The organism is Pseudomonas sp. LB1P83, assembly GCF_054897885.1.
Genome location: NZ_CM142709.1, coordinates 2,535,248 through 2,558,856, shown reverse-complemented (window position 1 = coordinate 2,558,856; position 23,609 = coordinate 2,535,248). Strand labels below are relative to the sequence as shown.

The following is a 23,609-nucleotide window of genomic DNA, read 5'->3' as shown; positions in this document are numbered from 1 at the left end:
GCAATCCGGCGCCGGGGCTAAAGCGAAGTCTCCTCATCGCAGCATGAACGGATGCTCATGGTTTACTGTTCTACGCGTTGTACTTTCAGCGCTTCACTGACTAACCATTGGCGAAAGCTGGCGATGTGCGGCTGCGATTCGATGCCCTTGGGGCAGACGAAGTAGTAAGCAAGCAGTGATGGGAGCGGCACATCGAACAGCCGCACCAAACGGCCATCGCTGATTTCGTTCTCGACATGCCCGCTGCGCACCAATGCAACGCCTTGGCCTAGTAAGGCCGCCTCGACCGTCATGTTGGTATCGCCAAATCTGACGCTTTCCTTGAGCGGCAAATAGGCCAGCCCAACGGCCTGAAACCACACTTCCCACTTTGGCACCATTTCGGCACCATCCCGAGTCAACAGCGGGAAATGCAACAATTCTGCGGGGCTCTCCGGCGTCCCAACGCGCCGCAGCAGTTCGGGGCTGCCCACAGGAAATACCTGCTCCCCAAACAAGAACTCCGAATGCAGACCTGGGTAATTGCCCTTTCCGAGCCTGATCGCAACATCAGCCTGGCCTTGAGAGAAGTGGATGATTTTATCCGTAGTGTCCAGCGAGACCAGCAGCTCGGGGTGCTGGCGAGAAAGACGCGGCAAGCGTGGCAGCAGCCATTTGAGAGCAAAGGAATAGGTGGTGCTGACGCTGAGTCGAACCCTGCCCTTTTGCTCGCGCAGGTCACCTAAAGTCGCCTCCAGGCTGATGAAAAACTCCCGCACGATGGGCGCCAGCGTTGCCCCCGCTGCCGTGAGGCGTAACGCCTTACCACGTTCAAACAACTGCAGCCCCCAGAGCGCCTCAAGATGCTTGAGTTGGTGACTGACCGCGCTCTGGGTAATATGTAGCTCCTGCGCGGCGGCAGTGAACGTCGGGTGGCGAGTGGCGACTTCAAAAGCACGCAATGTCGCGGTGGGCGGCAAGTTTCTCATAGGTGCAGTATCCAGCGAGTTGTCAGAAAAACGCTGGCATGAACGTTAGCTCATGCGAAAGCTAAATTCACTGTAAACGTCACCTCCCTTCCGGGACAGTCGCTCAAAGGAACTGAATGCTCAACGATTCGGAGGCTTCTCGGTATGCTGGATAGGCGAAACACTGCGCTTGGAAGGGGGAATCTGTTTCTGTCTGTGCTGCTCATTATTGCCTGACTCATGCCAACGCCTTAGCGCTTCAGAACCGTCGGAAGCAAAGACGGATAGTGGCGCGCAGACTATCCATGCGGTTGCCAGGACAAGTGTCATTTTTTTCATTGCCTATCACCTTGGTTAGTTGAAATCCAAATAGTTGGCATGAAGAAGCCTATGGCTCCCCTTTACCGTGCCATGCGGTTATGACTGGGTTTGTGACTCATCAAGGGAAACGCGCGATGTTCGCGTATTGCTCCAGCAACCAAGCCAAGTCTTGGTAACACATCGCTAACTGATGCGCTCCGAGCCTTCTCATCGACCTTGATGTTCGGCGTGCTTGCGCGGCGCTGATCGCCGGATCATAAGCAGAACGAGCAATCCGCCGCGCGCCGCTTTGCGCGCAATAGGCGACGGGCGACCCAGGTTCGATTCGGCGCGCTTTACGCTGTAACCGGCTCAATTGCTTACTCAGTTGCAGCGACAAGTAGCCCGCCTGGTAATCGTGTTGGTTATCAGCGCCAAGCAAATTCATCAACGCGACTATTCGAGACTGTTGTCTTGCTTGCCATTTAGAGTGATCGATCGTGCCCCCAACCCGAAGTAGGTGGCGGGTGTTTTTATGGAGTGCGCGTTTCAATGCCTCAACATGTTTGGCAGGATCTTTCGGCAAGATCTGGAATGCCAATAGGCAGATAAGCATTGCAACAATCCAGGCCAGCGCCTGGTTCGCAAAGTCGACGAAATCATAGGAGGCGATATCGCCGGTGCTCACTAAAGTGTTGAAACCGATCAGGTAGGCAATGCCTTGCAAGGCGTAGCGAGCTTGGCTCGTCGCATGGATCCCGAACGACCAGAACGCAGCCATTAGCAGAAATAACAGAGGGAAACCGTTGATCTGTGGCATCAGCAGGAACTTACACAGCGCTGCTGCCAAAATGGCGTAGAGCGTGCCGCGTATAAAGCTGGCAATGCCCTGCGCGGGCGCAGAAGCCGTCGCCAGCAGTGTGCAGCATGGGCCCAAGACTGCCAGCAGCGTGGGCCCTTGATTCCATCCGCTGAGGTACCAGACCGCACCCGTGGCCAGCGTGGCGAGCATTGCCCGGATGCCATTGCGCACCGCATCAGCGTAATGGCGATGGTACCCCACGGCACGGACCCGCTCCGGGCGAGGATGATCGAGACTGGAGAAGTTCAGCAAGGCCTCACTCAGATCCGTCAGTTGCTCGTCCAATCGTTCGCTGCGCAACCGCGAGCCTTGATTTAAATCAGCATGATCATCCGCCAAGCGACGCAGTTGCCCCACCGTATCGGCAGCAGCAAGAAAGTCGCAGCGGGTGTCGATCATGCGTTCACTGAGTTGTCGTAACGCACTGCCTGTTTCAGCAAGCGACAGGCGATCGACTCCGGCGGCGTTGTCGTCCAGGTGCACGTCCAGCACAGCGGATTGCAAATGCGCCAGACCTGCTTGAATCGCCAATTGCCGGGAGCGAATCAGCGACGACTCCCCCCGGGCGAGGCCCAGCTGATCGTCCACCTTGCCGATGTCCATAGCGAGCTGGTGACGTTGCGTCGTCAGTTGCGCAGGCGGCTCGCCCGAGAGTCTGGCTGCGAGCAGTCGGGCACTGCAGGCACAGACGCTGACGAGCGAACTTCGTACTTTATTCTCCATCGTCTTGGAACTGAACAGCGTCACCACCAGACTCAAGCTCAGCACACCAAACGCGACCGCCGTACCACGGGTGATGATGTGGTCAAACCCCAGTTGAGGCGCAACGATGGCCGGGCCCAGCGCCAGGCAGACCGTATAGCCCGCCACCACCGCCGCCGTGGCAAGATAATGGCGCAAAACGGTCATTGCGCCGACACACAAGCCCAGCCACAGACCGATACCGAGTATGAACAACAGCATCTGTTGAGCGAATAACCCTGTCAGCACCACAGCCGCGACCAGGCCTATCAGGGTACCCAGCATCCGGTAGACGCCCTTGCCAAGAACCGCCCCTTGGATTGGCTGCAGCAGCAACAACACGGTGGATGCGCCGGCGAATGGGTAATCCAGATGCAGTTGAAAGCCAAGCCATAGCGCCAGGCCCGCGGCCAGGATGCTGCGCAATACGTAGAAGAAGGTGACGGACGTCCAGGGCCGGGGGAGCGTCGCGAAGAGGCGTGTCGCCAGGCTCGTCATCACATGAACGCCTGCAGCCATTGGGTGAGCCGCCAGTGCGGCGCAACGTTCGACCCTTCAACTTCGACACTGGCGGTCATGCCCGCCACCAATTCCACCCCGTCAGGTACCTGGTCCAACTCGATGCGCACGGGTACACGCTGCGCTAATCGAATCCAGCTGAAGGTCGGGGTCACCTGAGGCAAACCGTTGTCATTACGCAATTCATTAACGTCGGCGATCCCCCTGCCCACGCTTGCCACATGCCCTTCCAGTAGCGGGGAAAATCCCATCAGCTTGATTGATACCGGAGCGCCGATACGCACTGCCGGCAGCTTGGTCTCCTCAAAATAGCCCGTGATCCAGAAGCTATGGCCGTCGACGACGAATAGGTTCGTATTGCCTGCCTGTGCGTAGTCGCCCGGCTGCAGTCGCAGCTGAGTGACATAGCCGTCTACCGGCGAACGAATGGTCGTGCGGTCCAAGTCGAGCTGCGCTTGGGCGACCTGGTTTGCGGCCGCGTCCAGACGCGCTCGGGCCACAGCCAGGTCGCGCGCTGCGTTGTCAATCTCTTCCTGGGCGATGGCCCCGGCCAACTGGGCTCGCCGCTTGAGTTGTGCACGGCGTTGCTCGAACACACTGCGTGCCTCTGCGAACTGCGCCGTGCGCTGCTGCAGGGCCAATCGATACGCACGGGGATCGATGCAATAGAGTAAATCGCCCTTTGTCACCCATTGATTATCCCTGGCCAGCAACTGATCTATCTGGCCGGAAACCTCGGGAGCGATGCGGATAACCTGCGCACTCACTCGCCCGTCACGTGTCCAGGGCGCCAGGACATACGCCCGCCAAAGTTGCAGGCAGAACGCCACGGCCAGCAAACCAAGTAATAGGGTGATGGAAGGTTTGAGGATTTTGACGATAGACATGGCCTTCCCCGCTCAACAATTGACGACCATCGTCGACACGACGATGAGCGAGACAAAAAAACGCGCCAGCGCGGGGTGCCAGGTCCAGTCCAGCCAGCGGCGCGTCAGGCGCTCAATGAGTTTGTAGGCCAGGACCGATACGCCCAGGTAAACCAACAAGGGGGGGAGATAGAGGTTGGCGATGGAGAATTCGCTAAGCATGGCAAACACCGGATTCGGAGGGTTCTGGCAATCCCCCATCCTGCTGGGGGCTTGTTGATGATGCTAAGCAATTACCACCGACGCCGATATTGAGTAGACTGCCAGAATATAATCAAATCCAGACAAACCCACGATTCCATGCCATGGCCGAAATCCACCGCTTACCCGTCGATCAGTTTGAGTACGACAATCTTTCGCAACCTGCCGTAGCACTGACACTGGAAACCCAACGTAACGACAGTGAGTCCGCCGTACACAAGCATCGTAAGGGGCAATTGGTAGTGGCTTATTGCGGTGGCATTGTCTGTACGGGAGAAGACGGCGTGTGGATGGTCCCGTCAGGGTTCGGCGTCTGGATACCGGGTGGCGTTGCTCATAGCAACCGTGTGACGGCCAACGGGCAAGTCTGTTTTTTGTTTGTAGAACCCGGCGTCGCGTCACTGCCAGACCGCTGCTGTACGCTGGCTCTATCGCCACTGATCCTGGAACTCATTCTCCACCTCAGTGACCAGGCACAGGATTACACCCCACACTCACGCACTGCACGGTTGGCCAACGTGTTGCTAGAAGAGCTTGAACTGGCCCCCACGGAACAGCTTTACCTGCCTTTGCCTGCATCAGCAGCGCTGCACACAATCGCCCGGGCGCTAGCGCAAGCCCCGGCCAACCGCGCCACCATGGCGAGTTGGGCGCGCCATGTGGCCATGAGTGAACGCTCGCTGTCCCGTCTGGTAAAAGGTGAAACCGGCCTTACCTTCGGTCAATGGCGCAAGCAATGGCAGATCATTGTCGCGCTGCAAAGCTTAGCCGAGGGGTTGTCAGTACAGCGAACCGCAGAAGCGCTCGGCTATGAGTCAGTCAGCTCGTTTATCACCATGTTTCGTAAAACGCTCGGCACCTCACCGGCACGCTACCTGCGCAATACCACTCTTCCCGCTAAGAATTCTCATTCTCGCTCACCGAGAAGCGACTTTGTCTCCTAAGAGAAACTTTTTCCTGACGGTCTCTGATTCGCCTGCTCCTTCCGATCTTCAACCGCGACCGCTGCCCGCGTGACTTTGGTGTAACCGAGCTACGTTCTGATCCATGTGGCCTTGGATCGTGCGCAAGGTGTCTCGGGTAATAACCTGTGGGTAGAGGTTCTCGGCGTTGCTTGCAACCTTTCGCCCGAACCCATTGAGTGCTGGGGGCAAAAATGGGGGCATATCAAGATTTTTCATGCTGAAAATGCCGTACTAGAGCCCAGTCAAAATGTTCTTCGGACATCATGAATCCTCCCGCCCCCATCAGCTTAATGAATCCCTAAAATGAAAAGAAATATCACAGGATGGGTGCCCTAAGCGGCATGTGAAAGGGCGAAAAGCAGCGTGAACCCACCGCTATCGAGATCCAAAATATCTGTGGGAGTAAATGTGGGAGTGATTTTCCAAGCATTAAAAAGCCCAACCTTTTCGGATTGGGCTAAGTCATTTAAAAATATGGTCGGGACGGAGTGATTCGAACACTCGACCCCTAGCACCCCATACATAGGGTCGCTTTAAACTCCAAACTCGTCCATGGGCCGTGCCTGCCGACCCCATAAAAAACTCGGCACGAAGGCCGGGTTACCCCGAGCTATCCAAGACTCAGCCCCCAAATGATAGGGACGGTGAGCTGACAAGAGCGCGCGGGAGCGAGATATTGCCAATATAGCGCTCTACTGCGCAATAAAAAATCCGACTGAATGGCAGCGTATCGCAATCATCACCCCCTAGAAATCAGATGCTAACCATCATTTTGCAAGTGTCTCCCAGTACTTTAGGCGGCACCTGAACTTCAGATATCCAGCGGCTTATCGCAGAAAAATTAACGCTCATTAGAACCACTCAATCATCGTGGTAACATCCGTAGTCACTGCTCGAAGTTAACATCTCAGTGATGAGCCCCGGAGCACGGCACACGAGGGAGCAGCAAACTTTCCGGACTGAGGGCGAACAGCCTTTAATCCCCCTACGAAGCATTCGCCGCACGCCTACTTCATCGCACCACGTTTGAGTTTAATCGTGTGGCATTCTCGCCGGTCAGATTAGCAAACTCATGAGGCGTGACATGCTCCTGAAGATTCGACGTAAGGTACCGGCTCCACCAATTCATGATCAACCGACGCTCTTCAATAAACTCTGCCTTGTGAATGTAGGCGGCTCTAACGCTGTTGCGCTCTCTATGACTCATTTGCCTTTCGATGGCCGTCTCAGACCACAGGCCTGACTCGATCAGTGCGCTACAGGCCATTGAGCGGAATCCGTGACCACAAATCTCTGTCTTCGTGTCGTACCCCATGGTGCGCAACGCTTTGTTCACGGTGTTTTCTGACATCGGCTTCCAGGCCCTAGCATCACCGGCAAACACCAGGTCGAATGTACCAGTGAGGGTGTGGATTTGTTCAAGCACGGCCACAACTTGCGGCGATAGAGGCACAAGATGAACATCGCCCGCCATTTTCGTCCCCCGCGTTGAATGGCGTACGTCCTCCAGCTCCGGCCGAGTATCCGGGATCTCCCATACGCCACGCTTGAGGTCGAACTCACACCAGCGAGCGAAACGTAACTCACTCGAGCGAACAAACACGTGCAGCGAGAGCATGAGCGTTAGCCGGGTCAGCTCTCTGCCCTTGTAGGCATAGATTCGTGCCAGCAATTCAGGCAGGCGTGACAGGGGCAATGCAGGCCGATGGGAGACTCGCGGCGCTTTGATCAAGCCCTGAAGATCGTACGCAGGGTTTATCGGAATAAGACGAAGGCGTTTTACCTCACGCATAATACTTTGCAGGTATCTTTGTACCCTTAAGGCGACGTCAATCGTTCCACGTTTTCTGATCGCCTCCAAAGGTTGCATCAGATCATAAGTATCGAGATCAGCAATCGCGCGAGCACCGATAAACGGGAACACATAGTTATTCAGACGGTTGAATACATTCTTGGAATGGTCGGGTGTCCATCTGGCCGACATGTTCTTGTGCCAGTCCAACGCAACGCTTTCAAAAGTACGGCCGTTGACAGCATCTTCCTTTTTGGCTTTACGCTTGTTCTCAACGGGATCAATGCCGTCTACGAGCATCCGCTTCGCATCTAAACGCTTCTGGCGCGCATCGGCGAGGCCAATCACAGGATAGCTGCCGAGGGAGGTCAGCCCCTCCCGGCCGTCAGGCTTTACATACCTGAGACGCCAGCCTTTACGGCCATTGGGTTGGATTAGGAGATAGAGACCGTCGCCGTCGAAAAGCTTGTAGGGACGGTCTGTTGGCTTGGCTAAACGGCAAGCAGCGTCGGTAAGCGGAGCAGTTGTGCGCGACATAAGGGTACTATCCTTAATCGAACCAAAGACTACCCCTCCCTTTACCCTCTAAATGACTGGATTCCAGAAGAATGGGCAAGATTCCGACGGAATGCTAAAACGAAAAAACCCGCCAGAAGGCAGGTTTTTCAAGGCTTCCAAAGAACTCAAAAGCGCTCTGTGGAATGCAAGATGGTGCCCGAAGCCGGAATCGAACCGGCACGCCCTTACGAGCGGGGGATTTTAAGTCCCATGCGTCTACCAGTTTCGCCATTCGGGCGGTAGCGCGGTAAAGCTGTCTGGCTTGTGCAACAGAGGACGAAATATATACATCCCGCCCCGGTGAAGCAAGTTCGCAGATACCCTTTTCAAGACAAAATCTTGCAAGGCTGCGCAAATAAAAAAGCTCCGTAAATCATAGATCTACGGAGCTTGTTTATAGTGGAGGCCGAGGTCGGAATCGAACCGGCGTAGGTGGATTTGCAATCCACTGCATAACCATTTTGCTACTCGGCCTCAAACATTTGCTGTCATGTAGCGCAACATCAAATGTGTACAAACTTGGAGCGGGAAACGAGACTCGAACTCGCGACCCCGACCTTGGCAAGGTCGTGCTCTACCAACTGAGCTATTCCCGCGTCTTGGTGTGGCGCATTCTATAGAATCCAGAAGCCCCGTCAACCCTTTGATTCAAAAAAGTTTTATTTCTTTTCCACGTCGGTCTTCAGATGCGGCCAGGCAGCCCGCAGGTATTGGACCATCGACCACAATGTCAGGCCGGCAGACACCAGCAACAAGGCGTAACCGATCAAGACCCAGAAGGTGAAGTCCGATGGATTGGCCAGCAGGATCACCAGCGCCAGCATTTGCGCGGCGGTTTTCCATTTGCCCAGGTTCGACACCGCGACGTGAGCACGGGCGCCGAGTTCGGCCATCCATTCGCGCAGTGCCGAAACGACAATCTCGCGACCGATGATGACGGCGGCAGGCAGTGTGAGCCACAGATTACCGTGTTCTTGCACCAGCAATACCAGCGCAACGGCAACCATCAGCTTGTCAGCCACGGGATCGAGGAAAGCCCCGAACGGTGTGCTTTGTTCCAGACGACGGGCCAGATAGCCGTCCAGCCAATCTGTAGCGGCGGCAAATGCGAAGACCGAGGCGGAGGCCAGGTAGCTCCATTGGTAAGGCAGGTAGAACAGTAAAATGAAGATCGGGATGAGCAGGACGCGTAGAACGGTAATCAGATTAGGGATATTCATCGGCACAACTGGCTACGAGGTGAGGTGGCATTCTACTCGCTGTGCAGATTTGCATAAATCAACTCTGCGAGCTTTTTACTGATCCCGGGTGCTTTGGCGATCTCCTCGATGCTGGCACGAGACAGCTCCTGCAATCCACCAAAATGTTTTAACAAATCACGCCGACGTGTCGGTCCGACGCCTGCAACGCCCTCAAGCGTCGATGTGCGCCGGGTTTTGCCACGGCGCGCGCGGTGCCCGGTAATCGCGAAACGGTGGGCTTCATCGCGTATCTGTTGAATCAAATGCAGCGCGGGGGAATCGCCGCGCAGCGTAAATTCGTGGGCTGCGTCGTTGAGGTACAGGGTTTCAAAACCGGCCTTGCGCGTCGCGCCCTTGGCCACGCCCAGTAGAATCAGGTCAGGTACCGACAATTCATTGAGCACGTCGCGGGCCATCGACAGCTGCCCCTTGCCGCCGTCCACCAGCAGAATGTCCGGCAGCTTTCCCTCCCCGTCTTTAAGCTTGCTGAAGCGTCGGGTCAGGGCCTGGTGCATGGCCGCATAGTCGTCGCCCGGAGTCACGCCTTCGATGTTGTACCGACGATAGTCGGACTTGATCGGGCCTTCCGGACCGAACACCACGCAAGAGGCAACGGTGGCTTCACCGCTGGAGTGGCTGATGTCATAGCACTCAAGACGCTGCGGCGGCTCCTCCAGATTCAACACTTCTGCCAGGGCATCGAAACGCGCGGCGACGTGTTGACGGTTGGCCAGCCTCGCGCTCAACGCTTGCTCGGCATTGGTGACCGCCAGTTGTTGCCAGCGCGCTCGCGTACCGCGCACTCGATGACTGATAGTCAACTCGCGACCGCGAAGCTCGTCGATGGCGGTAATCAGGGTCGGAAAGTCCTCGTGAACCACGTTGACGATCAGTTCGCTCGGCAAGTCGCGCTCGGGACTGGTAATGAAATACTGACCGAGAAATGCAGCCATGACCTCGGAAACGTCTTCGTCGATTCCGACCTGAGGGAAGAAGTTCTTGCTGCCCAGCACCCGCCCACCGCGCACGCTGATCAAGTGAACACAGGCGCCGCCCGGATTGACGAACGCGGCGATCACGTCGATATCGCCCGTACCGCCTTCCATGCTTTGCTGGTCCTGTACCCGGCGCAGCAACGATATCTGGTCACGCAACTCGGCGGCGCGCTCGAACTCGAGGTTGATCGCCGCCTCTTCCATGCCGGCGGACAACTCGTCCGTCAGCGCATTGCTGCGGCCTTCAAGGAACATGACCGAGTGGCGAACGTCCTCGGCATATACCTCGGGCTCCACCAGCCCGACGCACGGGGCCTTGCAGCGTTTGATCTGGTATTGCAGACAAGGGCGCGTACGGTTCTTGTAATAGCTCTCTTCGCACTGGCGAACAAAAAAGGTCTTTTGCAGCAGGCTCAGGCTTTCGCGAATGGCGCCCGCGCTGGGATACGGACCGAAGTACTTGCCCTTCGCCTTTTTCGCACCGCGATGGATGCTCAGGCGAGGGAACTGGCCATCCGAGAGAAAGACGTAAGGGTAGGATTTGTCGTCCCGCAGCAGGATGTTATACGGCGGGCGCCACTCCTTGATCAGCGTTTGCTCAAGCAGCAAGGCTTCGGTTTCGTTGGCCGTGATGGTCGTTTCGACCTGAGCGATACGGGCGACCAACGCCGCCGTCTTGGGCGCAAGACCGGATTTTCGGAAATAGCTCGACAGGCGATTTTTTAGATTCTTGGCTTTGCCGACGTACAGCAGGCGTGCATCGCTGTCGAACATGCGGTAGACGCCAGGGCGCCCACTGACGGTCGACAGAAAAGCGCCTGGATCGAAGACTTCAGTCATTTTCAGAGGCTGGCATCAACCATGCCGTGACGCACCGCCAACAGCGTCAGCTCGACATCACTGCTGATCGAGAGCTTCTCGAAAATGCGGTAACGGTAAGTGTTGACCGTTTTTGGCGACAGGCAGAGCTTGTCGGAAATGATCTGGACTTTCTGGCAGCCGACAATCATCAATGCGATCTGAATCTCGCGTTCTGACAGCGCGTCGAAAGGCGAATCGTTGGTCGGCTGAAAGGATTTGATCGCCAGTTGCTGTGCAATTTGCGGGCTGATGTAGCGTTGCCCCGCAAATACCAGACGAATCGCCTGGACCATTTCCGGCAACCCGGCGCCCTTGGTCAGATAACCTGCGGCACCGGCCTGCAACAGCCGCGTAGGAAACGGATCTTCCTCGCAAACGGTGACCGCGACGACTTTGATGTCCGGATGACTGCGCAATAATTTGCGCGTGGCTTCAAGACCGCCGATCCCGGGCATCTTGACGTCCATCAGCACCACATCGGGTTTCAACTCACGCGCTTTAAGCAGGGATTCCTCCCCTGACTCAGCCTGGCCGACTACTTGCAGGCCATCGATGTCAGCCAGCATTCGTGTAATGCCTGTACGAACGAGATCATGGTCATCGACTACTAGCACCCTAATCAAGCAGACACCTCGCGATATGGTCTTATTGGGTTGCCGGACACCTTAGCAAAAAGCGACTGGCAGACCTAGCGGCAAGCGCTATATAAAAAGTTTCAATACATCTTGAAAGGCCTGTCGCAAGCGTGTTTCAGCGAAGAAGCTCATCGACATCGCGCTGCATTCTCAGGAAACACTCGTCTTGGCCGACCACCTTCAGCCCTTTTCGCTCGTACAGCGCTTTGGCCGGATTCGTTTCAAAAACTGTCAGGCGCAAAGCCGGACGCCGCTCTTTGCAGGCCATGGCAAATACCTGATCGATCGCCCAGGAACCGGCACCCTGTCCCTGAAACGCTTCGAGCACGTGCAACTCGCGGATGTATAAAGCTCTAGCGTCGCGACTGAGGCTCACATAACCCTGCAAGACATCGTCACGGACGATCAACCAGTTCTCGCGCCCGGCCCAGGCAACATCGAACGCCTCGTCCAGCCACAGCAGATCATGCTGAATGTAATAGCGAAGCATGGTTCGACAGGTCAGGTCGCGAGCGAACTCCAGATCCCGGGCGGTTGCCGGACGCAATTCGAAGCCCATCAAGCCTCCACGACCTCCACGATTTGCCCTTTATAACAGCCTCCAGCGTCTCGGCGAGCAATGACCAGCAGATTACCCGTACCGGGTGCTGCGGTAATCAACGATCCATCCGCCGCCCAGATTGCACTGCGCCCTGCCGATTCCCAACCTCCCGTCACCCCGCCATGGTTAGCCATCAGCACTGCCATTGAATGGGTGCCGGCATAGCCTTGCAAGAGTGCAGTATCCGGCGCATAGCCGTTTTCGGTGATCAGGACGCCGGCGGCATAAAGGTCGGCGCCTTGTTCCGCCGCCGCTGCCGCGTGGCTGGCGTGAGAAAAATCGGCGCACACCGCCAATGCGACCGTGTCGCTGCCAATCGTCAAGGTCGAGCCACCCGTGCCCGGTGCAAACGCCACCTCCTCGCCCGGATGCAGATGCTGCTTGCTGTACACCGCGAGTGAACCATCGGCGCCCAGGACCAACGCACCGATCAGTACCGGTGAATCATCCGACAGACGAATCGGCATTCCGACCACACTCGTCACGCCCGTTTCCCGCGCGAAATCTCGCAGCGGTTGCAGCACCTCGGCATTCGGGTCAATCGCCAGCTCAGCCGCCAGCCCGCGCTCGTACCCGGTCAGCGACAACTCAGGAAAGACGAGCAACTGGACGCCCTGCTCCGCGGCAATCTGCATGAAGCGCTGATGCCAGGCGATATTGGCGGCGAGATCACCCGCGATGGAGATCGATTGTGCGGCGGCGATGGTCAGTGTCGTCATGCTTCGTCCTTGTGATGTGGCAGGCCGGGCGGAAGGCGAAGTGTGTCATAAACCAGGGCGCACTCAAGCGATAGTAAACACAGCCACTGGTCGATAGCATTTTCTGATTGAAACCGCGCACCGGCCTCTAGTAAGCTCGGCGCATTCATCGGAGACAGACCATGTTCAACGCCCTTTCACAGCTACGTACCGCCAGCGCCTCGCGCTCGGTTGCGGCTGCCCGGGTGACTGACGTTTGTGCTCCGGTCAGCTTTTATTTTGGGTATTGGTTTAGCCACTGGCGCGCCTGATACCCACACGGCGCCCACTTTAAACGGGTCGCCACCAGAGAATTCTCAACCCCCGGTCGGCCTCCCGACCGGGGGTTTTGTTTTTTCAGCCCCCCCCATTTTTAGCAACACACCAGACAAACCGAGGATTTAGAAAATGAACTACGCCACTTATTACCGTTACGACAGTTTTACCGCCTGGCGATTTACCAGCCTCCGCTCGGGACAGCCTGCCGCCTCCGATCGGTCACCCACAGGTGGCAAGCACACACACGCAGCCAATCCGGCCAATTGTCGAACACCCCAGTAGGGCCGAGCGCGCGGGAACGAACCCGCCGCCAGCCCAGGAAGCCTGAATATGAACTCGTCCGTCTCCGCTCTGCCGCTGTCCACCTTGAGCCCCGCCAATGAAGCGCTGACCCTGCGTCTGCCCAGCTCATTGCAACTCAAACAGCAATTGCCCCTCGACATTGCCCTGAGCCAGCAAGTCGCCGCCCACCGCGACGCGGTCCGCGCGATCCTCAACGGTGAAGATTCCCGTCTGCTGGTCATCGTCGGCCCTTGCTCGATTCACGATCCCCGGTCCGCTCTCGAATACGCGTCCAATCTTGCCCACCTCGCCGCCGAAGTCAGCGATGAAATGCTGCTGGTGATGCGTGCCTACGTCGAAAAACCCCGCACCACGGTCGGCTGGAAAGGCCTGGCCTACGACCCGCGGCTTGACGGCAGTGATGACATGGCCGGCGGTTTGACGCTGTCGCGTGAACTGATGCGCGAAATGCTGCGCCTCGGCTTGCCGATTGCCACCGAACTGCTGCAACCCATGGCTGCCGGCTACTTCGACGATCTGTTGAGCTGGGTGGCCATCGGCGCCCGCACCACCGAGTCGCAAATCCACCGGGAAATGGCCAGCGGCCTGAGCATGCCGGTCGGCTTCAAGAACGGCACCGATGGCGGCGTCGCCGTAGCCAGCGATGCCATGCGTTCGGCCGCCCACCCGCATCGCCATTTCGGTGTCGACAGCCAGGGACACCCTGCGGTCATTCAAACCCCCGGCAATCCTGACACCCATCTGGTTTTGCGGGGCGGTCATCGCGGGCCGAACTACGATCGCGACAGCGTCGCCCAGGTGAACAGCGACTTGATTCGTCTCAAGATCCCGGCACGAATCATGGTCGACTGCAGCCACGCCAACAGCGGCAAAGACCCGGCACGACAGCCGGCCGTGTTCAACGATGTGCTTGAGCAACGCCTGCAAGGTGATCGATCGTTGATCGGCATGATGATCGAGAGCCATTTGTTCGAAGGCTGCCAGCCCTTGAGCCCATCATTGCGCTACGGCGTATCGGTAACAGATGGCTGCCTTGGCTGGACCGGAACCGAACAACTACTGCGCCAGGCAGTCGACCGGCTGCGAGTGCAGAACAGCGTTCAACGACCGGCATAACCACAGCCGACCTTCCAGCCCTCGATCGAGGGCTGGGCGTCGGAAAAGCGAATCGGTTTACAGGTAAACGGCGCTCACACAGTAGGCCGTTGCAATGATGTGCTCCACGAACGACAAAAAGATGTCCAGATATTCCGAACCGGACCTCATTCTCTTTCGAACTTTCCTACGTTTTCTATACCTTTTTCATCAGCTTACAGCGGATTTTTCATACACCGCCGAGCTGCCGCTGTGCTTTAGAGTGAGCCCGTATTCACACCTCTGAACCACCGCGAAAAAGGAATGAACATGCTACGGAATGCAACCACTCAGTATCCAATCCTGCTGATCCACGGGCTCTTCGGCTTTGATCGCATTGGCAAAGTCGAACTCTTCCATGACGTCAAGCAGGCCCTCAGAAGTGCCGGCGCAAGAGTGTTTATCCCCCACCTCTCGGCTACCCAAAGCAACGAAGTGCGCGGCGACCAACTGTTGGCACAGATCGAACGGGTGCTGGAAGGAACCGGCGCCCAACAGGTCAACCTGATCGGTCACAGCCAGGGTGCCCTCACGGCACGTTACGCAGCAGCCATCGCGCCAGAAATCGTCGCGTCAGTGACTTCGGTCAGCGGCCCGAACCACGGCTCGGAACTCGCCGACTTTCTGCGCAAGGCACTGACACCCGGACGCCTGCCGGAACACGTCGCGGCCACCGTTGCCACGCTGTTTGCCGACTTTCTGTCGTTGCTCAGCGGTCACCAGCACTTGCCGCAGAACGCCATCGCCGCGCTCAACGCATTGACCACTGAAGGTGTGGGCGCTTTCAACGACAAGTACCCGCAAGGGCTGCCGAAAACCTGGGGAGGCAAGGGCCGTGAGCTGGTTAACGGCGTGCGTTATTACTCCTGGAGCGGAACATTGCAGGGCGACCTCCTCGACAAAGGCCTGAATGCGGTCAATCCGCTGCACGGTTTCCTCCAGGCCTTTTCCCGCTACTTCACCACCGAAGCGGAGCAGAATGACGGCATGGTTGGCCGCTACAGCTCCCATTTAGGCAAAGTTATCCGTTCCGACTATCCGCTGGATCATTTGGACAGCCTCAGTCAAACCGCCGGACCACTGGGCAAGGGCATCGACCCGATTCCCTTGTATGTGCAGCATGCCGAGCGCCTGAGAAATGCCGGCCTATAATCCGTCCGGAACTTTGACGAGAAATAGGCCACTGAATCCGGTAGGCTCCGCACTTTACTGAACATTGAAAGGAGTATTTTTCCATGGCTAAAGCCACTGCCCGTCACATCCTGGTTGCCTCGGAAGCCAAGTGCAACGAACTCAAAGCCCAGATCGAAGGCGGCACTGATTTCGCCCAGGTTGCCAAAGACAACTCCACTTGCCCGTCCAGCCGCCAAGGCGGTGACCTGGGTTCATTCGGTCCAGGCCAGATGGTCAAAGAGTTCGACGCCGTCGTCTTCAGCGCACCGATTAACGTGGTGCAAGGCCCGGTCAAGACCCAGTTTGGCTATCACTTGCTGGAAGTGACCAGCCGCCAGGACTGATCGACGCCCTGGTTTTGTGCATGACGGCCCGCCTTTTGGTGGGCCGTTGTGTTTCGGATACGTGATACGGCTGGCGAGGGACGCGCCGCTAGCGTACAAATTGCGGTTATCGACCACCCGGCTCTAAGGCTGACAATGCGACTGGCTTTCCCTACTTTGTTGTTCACTGCCGTGGCCCTGCTATTAAGTGCCGCTGGTGTGGATGCAGCACCGCAACATGCGTTGACCGTGTACGGCGAACCGGCGAAGTATCCCGCCGGCTTCAGTCATTTCGCCTATGCCAACCCGCAAGCTCCCAAGGGCGGCACGATGCGCCGCTCCGCCATCGAGATCGGGCACTTCGACCATATGTTGCCGTACATCGACAAAGGCATTGGCGTCACGCAAATCGACGGTTTGCTCTACTCGCCTCTGGCCCAGCGCTCGCTTGACGAGCCCTACACCGTGTACGGCCTGGTAGCACAGAAGATGGAGCGCTCGGACGACGGCATGTCCCTGCGCTTCTATTTGAACCCGAAAGCACGTTTCGCCGACGGCACACCGATCACGGCCCAGGACGTGCGCTACACCTTCGACCTGCTGATGACCCAGGGCAGCCTGCGCTATCGCACCCAGTTCGCCGACGTCAAAGGCGTCGAAGTCGAAGCGCCGCTGACGGTTCGGTTCGACTTCAAAAGCAACGAAAACCGCACCCTGCCCCTCGACATTGCCACTTTGCCGGTCTTTCCGGAGCACTGGTGGAAGACTCGCGACTTCGCCAATGGCGGTGGTTACGAGGCGCCACTGGGCAGCGGTCCTTACAAGGTAGGAAAGGTCGATTCCGGCCGCAGCATCACCTTCGAGCGCAATGCCACCTGGTGGGGCAAGGATTTGCCAGTCAGCCGCGGCCTCTACAACTTCGATCGCTTCAGCATCGAGTACTTCGGCGATACCGACGTCGCGCGCCAGGTCCTGCGTGGCGGCGCCTACGATTACAACCGCGAATTCTCCGCGACCGGCTACTCGATCGGCTACGAAAGCCCGGCCCTGAGTGACGGTCGTCTGCAAAAAGCGCATCTGGCAACGCAAGCACCGCAATCGGCCCAGGGTTTTGTCTTCAATTTGCAAAACCCGATATTCCAGGACCGCCGAGTGCGCCAGGCCCTGGCGATGCTGTGGGATTTCGAGTGGAGCAATCGGCAGATGATGCGGGACATGTACATCCGCCAGCAGAGCTTCTTTTCCAACACCGACCTCGCCGCCCGCCAACTGCCGGACGCCGGCGAGCTGGCCATCCTCGAACCGCTGCGCGGGCAGATCCCCGACGAGGTCTTCACCAAAGTCTTCGAAGCACCGAAAACCGATGGCAGCGGCTTGATTCGCGACAAACAGCTGCAAGCGCTGGACCTGCTTGAGCAGGCGGGCTGGAAACCCGATGGCGATCAGCTGGTCAACGCTGAAGGCACGCCGCTGAGTTTCACCTTTCTGGTCAGCCAGAACGGCATGGACCGATTGCTGCTGCCGTACAAGCGCACCTTGAAACAGATCGGTATCGACCTGAACATTCGCCGCATCGACTCGTCCCAGTACGTGAATCGCCTGATGAGCCGTGACTACGACATGATCGTCACCGGCTACCCGGTCACCACTTCACCGGGTGGCGAACTGTTCAACTACTTCGGCTCGATCTCGGCCAACGACCCCGGCGCCAACAACTACATGGTGCTGAAGAACCCGGCGGTAGACACCCTGATCAACGGGCTGGTCCGCGCCAACACCCAACCGGAAATGCTGCGTTACGCCCACGCACTGGACCGGGTGCTGCAATGGAACTACTACTGGATTCCCAACTATTACCCGCCGGGCACCTCGACGGTGTGGTGGAACCGGTTCGGCATGCCCAACGAGCAGGCCAGTAATGACGAAGCCATAGAGAGCTGGTGGGAAGTGAGCACCACGCCGCTGACCAACCAGCAGATGACGGCCGAGAAAATCCGCCGTGGCACCCCCGGAGGGCCGCATTGATGTGGGCTTATATACTGCGGCGCCTGCTGCTGATCATCCCGACGCTGGTGATCATTCTTCTGGTCAACTTCATCATCGTCCAGGCCGCGCCGGGCGGTCCGGTGGAACAGGCCATTGCGCACTTGCAAGGCATTGGCGGTGCAGCGGTCGGCGGAGGCTCCGGGGAAACCATGTCCGGCACCTCGCGCGCCAGTCGCGGCCTCGACCCGCAATTGATCAAGGACATCGAAAAGCAATACGGCTTCGACAAGCCAGCACATGAACGCCTGTGGCTGATGCTCACCAGCTACGCGCGCCTGGACTTCGGCAAGAGCTTCTTCCGCGGCGCGACCGTCACCGACCTGATCCTGGAAAAAATGCCGGTGACCATTTCCCTCGGGCTCTGGGCCACGCTGATCACCTATCTGGTGTCGATCCCGCTGGGCATCCGCAAGGCCGTTCATCATGGCAGCCATTTCGATATCTGGAGCAGCACCGCGATCATCATCGGCTACGCGATGCCGGCGTTCCTGTTCGCAATGTTCCTGATCGTGGTCTTTGCCGGCGGCACCTCGCTGAACTGGTTCCCGGTGCGAGGGCTGGTCTCGGACAACTTCGAGTCGCTGTCGACCGTGGGCAAGATCGCCGACTATTTCTGGCACCTGGTGCTGCCGGTGACGGCGCTGGTGATCGGTGGTTTCGCCACCCTGACGATCCTCACCAAGAACTCGTTCCTCAATGAGATCACGCGCCAGTACGTGGTCACCGCACGCGCCAAAGGCTTGAGCGAACGACGCGTGCTTTACGGCCATGTGTTTCGCAACGCGATGCTGCTGGTGGTGTCGGGGATTCCCCAGGCGTTCATCAGCGTGTTCTTTGCCGGCTCGTTGCTGATCGAGGTGATTTTCTCCCTCGATGGCCTGGGGCGCATGAGCTATGAGGCCGCCGTGTCGCGGGACTACCCGGTGGTGTTCGGCTCACTGTTTATCTTCACGCTGTTCGGGCTCCTGATAAAACTGATCGGCGACCTCTGCTACACCCTCGTCGACCCGCGTATCGACTTCGCCGCGAGGAACGCGTGATGTTCAAGCTCTCGCCGTTAGGCCGTCGCCGCTTTGAGCGCTTCAAGAAAAACCGCCGGGGCTGGTGGTCGCTGTGGTTGTTCATTGGCCTGTTTCTGCTGACGTTGGGCGGCGAGTTGATCGCCAACGACAAACCGCTGGTGGTCAGTTATCAGGGCCAATGGTACTTCCCGGTGTTCAAACGTCACACCGAGCAGGAGTTCGGCGGGCAACTGCCGTTTCAAGCCGACTATCGCAGCGACTACGTGCAGAAGCTGATTAAAAAGGACGGCGGCTGGATGCTGTTCCCGCCGATCCCGTTCAGCGATGACACGCCCAATTATGAGCTCAACAAACCGGCGCCGAGCCCACCCACGAGTGTCAATTGGCTGGGCACCGACGACCAGTCCCGGGACGTCATGGCCCGGGTGATTTTCGGTGCGAGGGTGTCGATCCTGTTTGCGTTGATGCTGACCTTTGTCAGCGCGTTGATCGGCATCGCCGCCGGTGCGCTGCAAGGCTATTACGGCGGCTGGGTCGACCTGATCGGTCAACGTTTGCTGGAGGTCTGGTCCGGGCTGCCGGTGCTGTACCTGCTGATCATTCTGTCGGGGTTCGTCGAGCCGAATTTCTGGTGGCTGCTGGGGATCATGGCGCTGTTTTCCTGGCTGGCGCTGGTCGACGTGGTGCGCGCCGAGTTCCTGCGCGGGCGTAATCTGGAATACGTCAAAGCCGCCCGTGCGCTGGGCCTCACGGATCGAAAAGTGATTGTCCGGCATATCCTGCCCAACGCCATGAACGCGACGTTGAGCTATCTGCCGTTCATTCTCACCGGGGCCATCTCCACCCTCACGGCGCTGGACTTCCTCGGCTTCGGCATGCCGGCCGGCAGCGCATCGCTGGGTGAGTTGATCGGGCAAGGCAAGCAGAACCTTCAAGCGCCTTGGCTGGGGCTGACGGCGTTTTTCACCCTGGCGCTGATTCTTTCCTTATTGGTGTTTATTGGCGAGGCGTTGCGTGATGCCTTCGACCCTCGGTCTTGACCCCCGATCCTGACGCGGAATGTTGATATGAGTACCAACCTGATCGAAATCCGTGACCTCAGCGTGGCCTTCAATGGCCAGACGGTGGTACGCAACCTGTGCCTGGACATCCATCCCGGCGAATGCCTGGCGTTGGTGGGTGAATCGGGCTCCGGGAAATCGGTGACGGCCCACTCGATCCTGCAACTGCTGCCCGAGACCGGCACCCAGACGACTGGCAGCATTCGCTATCGCGGCAAGGAACTGCTCGGCGCCCCGCCCCAGGTGTTGCGTGAGTTGCGCGGCAACCGGATCGCGATGATCTTTCAGGAACCGATGACCTCACTCAATCCGTTGCACAGCATCGAAAAGCAGATCGGCGAAACCCTGCTGGTGCACAAGGGCCTGACGGGCAAAATGGCCCAGGCGCGGATTCTGGAGTTACTGCAACTGGTCGGCATTCAAAAGCCCAAAGAGCGGCTCAAGGCCTATCCCCATCAACTGTCCGGTGGCCAGCGGCAACGGGTGATGATCGCCATGGCCCTGGCTTGCGAGCCGCAGTTGCTGATCGCCGACGAACCCACCACGGCGCTGGACGTGACGGTGCAGCGCAAAATTCTGATTCTGCTCAAGTCCCTGCAACAGCGGCTCGGTATGTCGCTGCTGTTGATCAGCCACGACCTCAATCTGGTGCGCAGCATCGCTCAGCGTGTGTGCGTAATGAAGGCTGGGGAAATCGTCGAAGAGGCCACGTGCGAGACGATCTTCACCGAGCCGAAACACCCCTACAGCTGTGTGCTGCTGAACGCCGAACCGGAAGGCGAAGCCCTGCCTCGGGATGAGCGCGAGAACGTGCTGGAAGTGGACAATTTGAGCGTGCAGTTTGCCCTCAGTGGCGGGTTGTTTCAGCGCAAGACTTACCTGAAAGCGGTGGATGGCATCAGCCTCAACATTCAGCGCGGTAAAACCCTGGGTATCGTTGGCGAGTCCGGCTCGGGCAAATCGACCCTGGGCCAGGCGATCCTGCGTTTGCTCGACTCCGAAGGCAGCATTCGCTTTCAGGGCGAAGCGCTGGACGGCCTGACGCAAAAGCAGCTGCGGCCATGGCGCAAGAAGATGCAGGTGGTGTTCCAGGATCCCTTCGGCAGTCTCAGCCCGCGCATGTCGGTGGCGCAGATCATCAGCGAAGGACTTGAAGTGCATAGCCAGTTGACGGCGCAAGAGTGCAAGGCCGAAGTGATTCGCGCGCTGGAGGAAGTCGGCCTCGACCCGCAAAGCCGCCATCGCTATCCCCACGAGTTCTCCGGCGGCCAACGGCAACGCATCGCCATCGCTCGGGCGCTGGTGCTGAAACCGGCGCTGATTTTGCTCGATGAACCGACTTCAGCACTGGATCGCACCGTGCAGAAACAAGTGGTCGCCCTGCTCCGCCAGCTTCAGGAAAAACATGGCCTGACCTACCTGTTCATCAGCCATGACCTGGCAGTGGTGCGCGCCCTGGCCCACGACATGATCGTGATCAAGGACGGCAAAGTGGTCGAAAGCGGCGCCAGCCATGACGTGTTCGATTCGCCGCAGCATCCGTACACCAAAGAGCTGTTGGCGGCGGCGCATCCGCGGTAGGCATAATCTGCGTCATTCAATATGACCGCGTCGCGGCCTTCGCGGGCAAGCCTCGCTCCCACAAGTTTTGTGGTTACCGTTGAATTTGTGGCTCGACACAAACCCTGTAGGAGCGAGGCTTGCCCGCGAAGAGGCCCGCCAAGACAATACATATTCTGGACATGAAACCCATGAACACCACCGAAAGCCTCAAGGATTACCAGCGCGTTCGCCTGCTGGCGATCCGTTCGCTGTTCGAGATCATCGAGCAGTCCAGCGAGGGCACGGTGATTGTCGACCGCGACGCGAACATCGTCTGGATGAACGAGCGCTATGCCCGGCGTTTCGGCCTGGAGTCGGCCGAAGTGGCCATCGGGAAGGCGTGCGAAAGCGTGATCCCCGGCAGCCTGCTACGTGAGGTGGTGCGCACCGGCCGGCCAATCCTGCTGGACATGCAAGACACGCCCAAGGAACCGCTGGTGGTGATGCGCCTGCCGATCCACGACGACGCGGGCGCCGTAATCGGCGCCATCGGTTTTGCGCTGTTCGACGAATTGCACAGTCTGTCGCCGATGCTCAAGCGCTATCTGAGCATGCAGGAAGAACTGGCCTCCACCCGCTCGTTGCTGCGGTCGCGGCAGACCAAATACAACTTCGCCCACTTCATTGGCACCAGCGCCGCCAGCCTCGAAGTCAAGCGCCGTGCCCGGCGCAGCGCCAGTGCCGAGTCACCGGTGCTGTTGCTCGGCGAGACCGGCACCGGCAAGGAGTTGCTGGCCCAGGCGATCCACGGCGCCTCGCCGCGTGCGCACAAAGCCTTTGTCAGCATCAACAGCGCGGCGATTCCCGAGGCGTTGCTGGAAGCCGAATTCTTCGGCACCGCGCCTGGCGCGTTTACCGGCGCCGATCGCAAGGGCCGGGCCGGCAAGTTGCAGATCGCTCAGGGCGGCACGCTGTTTCTCGATGAAATCGGCGACATGCCGCTGCCGCTGCAAAGCAAGTTGCTGCGCGTATTGCAGGAAAAGGAGTTCGAGCCGGTAGGCTCCAATGAAGTGATCCAGAGTGATGTGCGAGTGATCGCGGCCACCTCCACGGATCTGGAAGCGGCGATCAAGCGCGGCGAATTTCGCGCCGATTTGTATTACCGCCTCAACGTCCTGCCGATCAACGTACCGCCCCTGCGCGATCGCCTCGACGACTTGCCGGCGCTCAGTGAAGCAATCCTTGAGGAACTGCGCAGTCAGCATGAGTTGAACACCGAAGCCTTGGTTCTGCTGGGGCAACACGCCTGGCCGGGGAATATCCGTGAACTGCGCAATGTGCTGGAACGCGCGGCGCTGCTCAGTGATGACCTGATGTTGAATGCGGGCGATATCCGCGCAGCGATTGGTACGTTTAAGCCGGTGGAGCGTGTGGTGCCGAGGGTGATTGAGGCGGTTGCGCATGAGACGTTCAGTGAGGCGCGGGAGCGGTTTGACCGACAGTTGATTGAATCTGCCCTGGCGCAATGCGGGGGCAAGGTGATTGAAGCGGCGGCGCGGCTGGGGCTGGGACGGTCGACTTTGTATAAGAAGATGGTCGCGCTGGGGATTGCAGAGTCTCTATAAAGAGACATAAATCTCTGTTGGTAGATACGGCCTCTTCGCGGGCAAGCCTCGCTCCTACAGGGCCAGGATGCTCAAATTTTCTTGGCCGACCACAAACCTGTAGGAGCGAGGCTTGCCCGCGAATGCGTCCGCACATCCACAAAAAATCTCAAAACAGAGACAACAAATTCAAAACGCTCTCATCAACAAACAAATGTCCTTATATTTCAACATGTTGTAT

The 23,609-nt window shown here is 58.2% G+C and carries 19 protein-coding genes and 3 tRNA genes; 9 read left to right on the top strand and 13 right to left on the bottom strand.

The genetic code is table 11. The features are described from left to right. Positions 1–62 precede the first annotated feature (62 nt). From gcvA to ACYZTY_RS11920, 4 genes are all read right to left on the bottom strand, one after another. Positions 63–968: a transcriptional regulator GcvA gene (gene gcvA, locus ACYZTY_RS11935; protein WP_461958645.1), complete on the bottom strand. Its 906-nt coding sequence runs from the start codon at positions 966–968 to the stop codon at positions 63–65. A 418-nt stretch (positions 969–1,386) separates the two neighbouring features. Continuing rightward, the gene (locus ACYZTY_RS11930) at positions 1,387–3,348 is read right to left on the bottom strand and encodes an FUSC family protein (protein ID WP_461958644.1); all 1,962 of its coding nucleotides are present in this window, start codon (positions 3,346–3,348) and stop codon (positions 1,387–1,389) included. Beyond that, positions 3,348–4,256: an efflux RND transporter periplasmic adaptor subunit gene (locus ACYZTY_RS11925; protein ID WP_461958643.1), complete on the bottom strand. Its 909-nt coding sequence runs from the start codon at positions 4,254–4,256 to the stop codon at positions 3,348–3,350. The genes ACYZTY_RS11930 and ACYZTY_RS11925 overlap by 1 nt, the downstream gene beginning before the upstream one ends. A gap of 12 nt (positions 4,257–4,268) precedes the next feature. Further along, positions 4,269–4,457 (bottom strand): DUF1656 domain-containing protein, encoded by a 189-nt coding sequence (locus tag ACYZTY_RS11920; RefSeq protein WP_461958642.1) that lies wholly within the window; start codon positions 4,455–4,457, stop codon positions 4,269–4,271. A gap of 143 nt (positions 4,458–4,600) precedes the next feature. Between ACYZTY_RS11920 and ACYZTY_RS11915 the strand changes: the two genes are divergently transcribed. After that, a complete protein-coding gene (locus ACYZTY_RS11915; RefSeq protein ID WP_461958641.1) occupies positions 4,601–5,440 on the top strand; it encodes an AraC family transcriptional regulator in 840 nt (279 codons plus the stop codon). A 1,033-nt stretch (positions 5,441–6,473) separates the two neighbouring features. Here the strand turns inward: ACYZTY_RS11915 and ACYZTY_RS11910 are convergent. The 9 genes from ACYZTY_RS11910 to ACYZTY_RS11870 all read right to left on the bottom strand — a co-directional run bounded on the left by ACYZTY_RS11910 (position 6,474) and on the right by ACYZTY_RS11870 (position 12,863). Then, positions 6,474–7,790 (bottom strand): tyrosine-type recombinase/integrase, encoded by a 1,317-nt coding sequence (locus tag ACYZTY_RS11910; RefSeq protein WP_461958640.1) that lies wholly within the window; start codon positions 7,788–7,790, stop codon positions 6,474–6,476. Positions 7,791–7,962: 172 nt separating this feature from the next. Further along, positions 7,963–8,049, bottom strand: a tRNA-Leu gene (locus tag ACYZTY_RS11905). Between the two features lie 162 nt (positions 8,050–8,211). Beyond that, positions 8,212–8,285: transfer RNA gene (locus ACYZTY_RS11900), tRNA-Cys, on the bottom strand. 46 nt (positions 8,286–8,331) lie between these two features. Further along, positions 8,332–8,407 (bottom strand) — tRNA-Gly (locus tag ACYZTY_RS11895). A 63-nt stretch (positions 8,408–8,470) separates the two neighbouring features. Further along, a complete protein-coding gene (pgsA, locus tag ACYZTY_RS11890; protein WP_109632018.1) occupies positions 8,471–9,031 on the bottom strand; it encodes a CDP-diacylglycerol--glycerol-3-phosphate 3-phosphatidyltransferase in 561 nt (186 codons plus the stop codon). A 32-nt stretch (positions 9,032–9,063) separates the two neighbouring features. Continuing rightward, entirely contained in the window at positions 9,064–10,887 is a 1,824-nt protein-coding gene (gene uvrC / locus ACYZTY_RS11885) for an excinuclease ABC subunit UvrC (protein WP_461958639.1), read from the bottom strand. 2 nt (positions 10,888–10,889) lie between these two features. Next, entirely contained in the window at positions 10,890–11,531 is a 642-nt protein-coding gene (gacA, locus tag ACYZTY_RS11880; RefSeq protein ID WP_008015884.1) for a response regulator transcription factor GacA, read from the bottom strand. A gap of 127 nt (positions 11,532–11,658) precedes the next feature. Further along, positions 11,659–12,102: a GNAT family N-acetyltransferase gene (locus ACYZTY_RS11875; RefSeq protein WP_461958638.1), complete on the bottom strand. Its 444-nt coding sequence runs from the start codon at positions 12,100–12,102 to the stop codon at positions 11,659–11,661. Beyond that, a complete protein-coding gene (locus ACYZTY_RS11870) occupies positions 12,102–12,863 on the bottom strand; it encodes a carbon-nitrogen hydrolase family protein (RefSeq protein ID WP_461958637.1) in 762 nt (253 codons plus the stop codon). The genes ACYZTY_RS11875 and ACYZTY_RS11870 overlap by 1 nt, the downstream gene beginning before the upstream one ends. Before the next feature lie 627 nt (positions 12,864–13,490). Between ACYZTY_RS11870 and ACYZTY_RS11865 the strand changes: the two genes are divergently transcribed. The 8 genes from ACYZTY_RS11865 (at position 13,491) to ACYZTY_RS11830 (ending at position 23,389) form a co-directional block, all read left to right on the top strand. Beyond that, on the top strand, positions 13,491–14,579 hold the full coding sequence (locus tag ACYZTY_RS11865) for a 3-deoxy-7-phosphoheptulonate synthase (RefSeq protein WP_461958636.1): 1,089 nt from the start codon (positions 13,491–13,493) through the stop codon (positions 14,577–14,579). A gap of 288 nt (positions 14,580–14,867) precedes the next feature. Further along, on the top strand, positions 14,868–15,749 hold the full coding sequence (locus ACYZTY_RS11860; protein ID WP_461958635.1) for an esterase/lipase family protein: 882 nt from the start codon (positions 14,868–14,870) through the stop codon (positions 15,747–15,749). Positions 15,750–15,832: 83 nt separating this feature from the next. Next, positions 15,833–16,114 carry a peptidylprolyl isomerase gene (locus ACYZTY_RS11855; RefSeq protein WP_461958634.1) on the top strand — a complete coding sequence of 94 codons (282 nt, stop codon included), beginning with the start codon at positions 15,833–15,835 and terminating at the stop codon, positions 16,112–16,114. A 135-nt stretch (positions 16,115–16,249) separates the two neighbouring features. Further along, the gene (locus ACYZTY_RS11850) at positions 16,250–18,118 is read left to right on the top strand and encodes an extracellular solute-binding protein (RefSeq protein ID WP_461958633.1); all 1,869 of its coding nucleotides are present in this window, start codon (positions 16,250–16,252) and stop codon (positions 18,116–18,118) included. Next, positions 18,118–19,179 (top strand): microcin C ABC transporter permease YejB, encoded by a 1,062-nt coding sequence (locus ACYZTY_RS11845; RefSeq protein WP_461958632.1) that lies wholly within the window; start codon positions 18,118–18,120, stop codon positions 19,177–19,179. Before ACYZTY_RS11850 ends, ACYZTY_RS11845 begins: the two co-directional genes overlap by 1 nt. Continuing rightward, the gene (locus ACYZTY_RS11840; protein ID WP_461958631.1) at positions 19,179–20,201 is read left to right on the top strand and encodes an ABC transporter permease; all 1,023 of its coding nucleotides are present in this window, start codon (positions 19,179–19,181) and stop codon (positions 20,199–20,201) included. Before ACYZTY_RS11845 ends, ACYZTY_RS11840 begins: the two co-directional genes overlap by 1 nt. 27 nt (positions 20,202–20,228) lie before the next feature. Beyond that, positions 20,229–21,803 (top strand): ABC transporter ATP-binding protein, encoded by a 1,575-nt coding sequence (locus ACYZTY_RS11835; RefSeq protein ID WP_461958630.1) that lies wholly within the window; start codon positions 20,229–20,231, stop codon positions 21,801–21,803. 170 nt (positions 21,804–21,973) lie between these two features. Further along, positions 21,974–23,389: a sigma-54 interaction domain-containing protein gene (locus tag ACYZTY_RS11830; RefSeq protein WP_461958629.1), complete on the top strand. Its 1,416-nt coding sequence runs from the start codon at positions 21,974–21,976 to the stop codon at positions 23,387–23,389. The last annotated feature ends 220 nt before the right edge of the window (positions 23,390–23,609 follow it).

What these genes read in the sequence shown, in the direction of transcription:
- gcvA (WP_461958645.1), bottom strand. Translation starts at nt 968, where the DNA reads ATGAGAAACTTGCCGCCCACCGCGACATTGCGTGCTTTTGAAGTCGCC.
- ACYZTY_RS11930 (WP_461958644.1), bottom strand. Translation starts at nt 3,348, where the DNA reads ATGACGAGCCTGGCGACACGCCTCTTCGCGACGCTCCCCCGGCCCTGG.
- ACYZTY_RS11925 (WP_461958643.1), bottom strand. Translation starts at nt 4,256, where the DNA reads ATGTCTATCGTCAAAATCCTCAAACCTTCCATCACCCTATTACTTGGT.
- ACYZTY_RS11920 (WP_461958642.1), bottom strand. Translation starts at nt 4,457, where the DNA reads ATGCTTAGCGAATTCTCCATCGCCAACCTCTATCTCCCCCCCTTGTTG.
- ACYZTY_RS11915 (WP_461958641.1), top strand. Translation starts at nt 4,601, where the DNA reads ATGGCCGAAATCCACCGCTTACCCGTCGATCAGTTTGAGTACGACAAT.
- ACYZTY_RS11910 (WP_461958640.1), bottom strand. Translation starts at nt 7,790, where the DNA reads ATGTCGCGCACAACTGCTCCGCTTACCGACGCTGCTTGCCGTTTAGCC.
- pgsA (WP_109632018.1), bottom strand. Translation starts at nt 9,031, where the DNA reads ATGAATATCCCTAATCTGATTACCGTTCTACGCGTCCTGCTCATCCCG.
- uvrC (WP_461958639.1), bottom strand. Translation starts at nt 10,887, where the DNA reads ATGACTGAAGTCTTCGATCCAGGCGCTTTTCTGTCGACCGTCAGTGGG.
- ACYZTY_RS11875 (WP_461958638.1), bottom strand. Translation starts at nt 12,102, where the DNA reads ATGGGCTTCGAATTGCGTCCGGCAACCGCCCGGGATCTGGAGTTCGCT.
- ACYZTY_RS11870 (WP_461958637.1), bottom strand. Translation starts at nt 12,863, where the DNA reads ATGACGACACTGACCATCGCCGCCGCACAATCGATCTCCATCGCGGGT.
- ACYZTY_RS11865 (WP_461958636.1), top strand. Translation starts at nt 13,491, where the DNA reads ATGAACTCGTCCGTCTCCGCTCTGCCGCTGTCCACCTTGAGCCCCGCC.
- ACYZTY_RS11860 (WP_461958635.1), top strand. Translation starts at nt 14,868, where the DNA reads ATGCTACGGAATGCAACCACTCAGTATCCAATCCTGCTGATCCACGGG.
- ACYZTY_RS11855 (WP_461958634.1), top strand. Translation starts at nt 15,833, where the DNA reads ATGGCTAAAGCCACTGCCCGTCACATCCTGGTTGCCTCGGAAGCCAAG.
- ACYZTY_RS11850 (WP_461958633.1), top strand. Translation starts at nt 16,250, where the DNA reads ATGCGACTGGCTTTCCCTACTTTGTTGTTCACTGCCGTGGCCCTGCTA.
- ACYZTY_RS11845 (WP_461958632.1), top strand. Translation starts at nt 18,118, where the DNA reads ATGTGGGCTTATATACTGCGGCGCCTGCTGCTGATCATCCCGACGCTG.
- ACYZTY_RS11840 (WP_461958631.1), top strand. Translation starts at nt 19,179, where the DNA reads ATGTTCAAGCTCTCGCCGTTAGGCCGTCGCCGCTTTGAGCGCTTCAAG.
- ACYZTY_RS11835 (WP_461958630.1), top strand. Translation starts at nt 20,229, where the DNA reads ATGAGTACCAACCTGATCGAAATCCGTGACCTCAGCGTGGCCTTCAAT.
- ACYZTY_RS11830 (WP_461958629.1), top strand. Translation starts at nt 21,974, where the DNA reads ATGAACACCACCGAAAGCCTCAAGGATTACCAGCGCGTTCGCCTGCTG.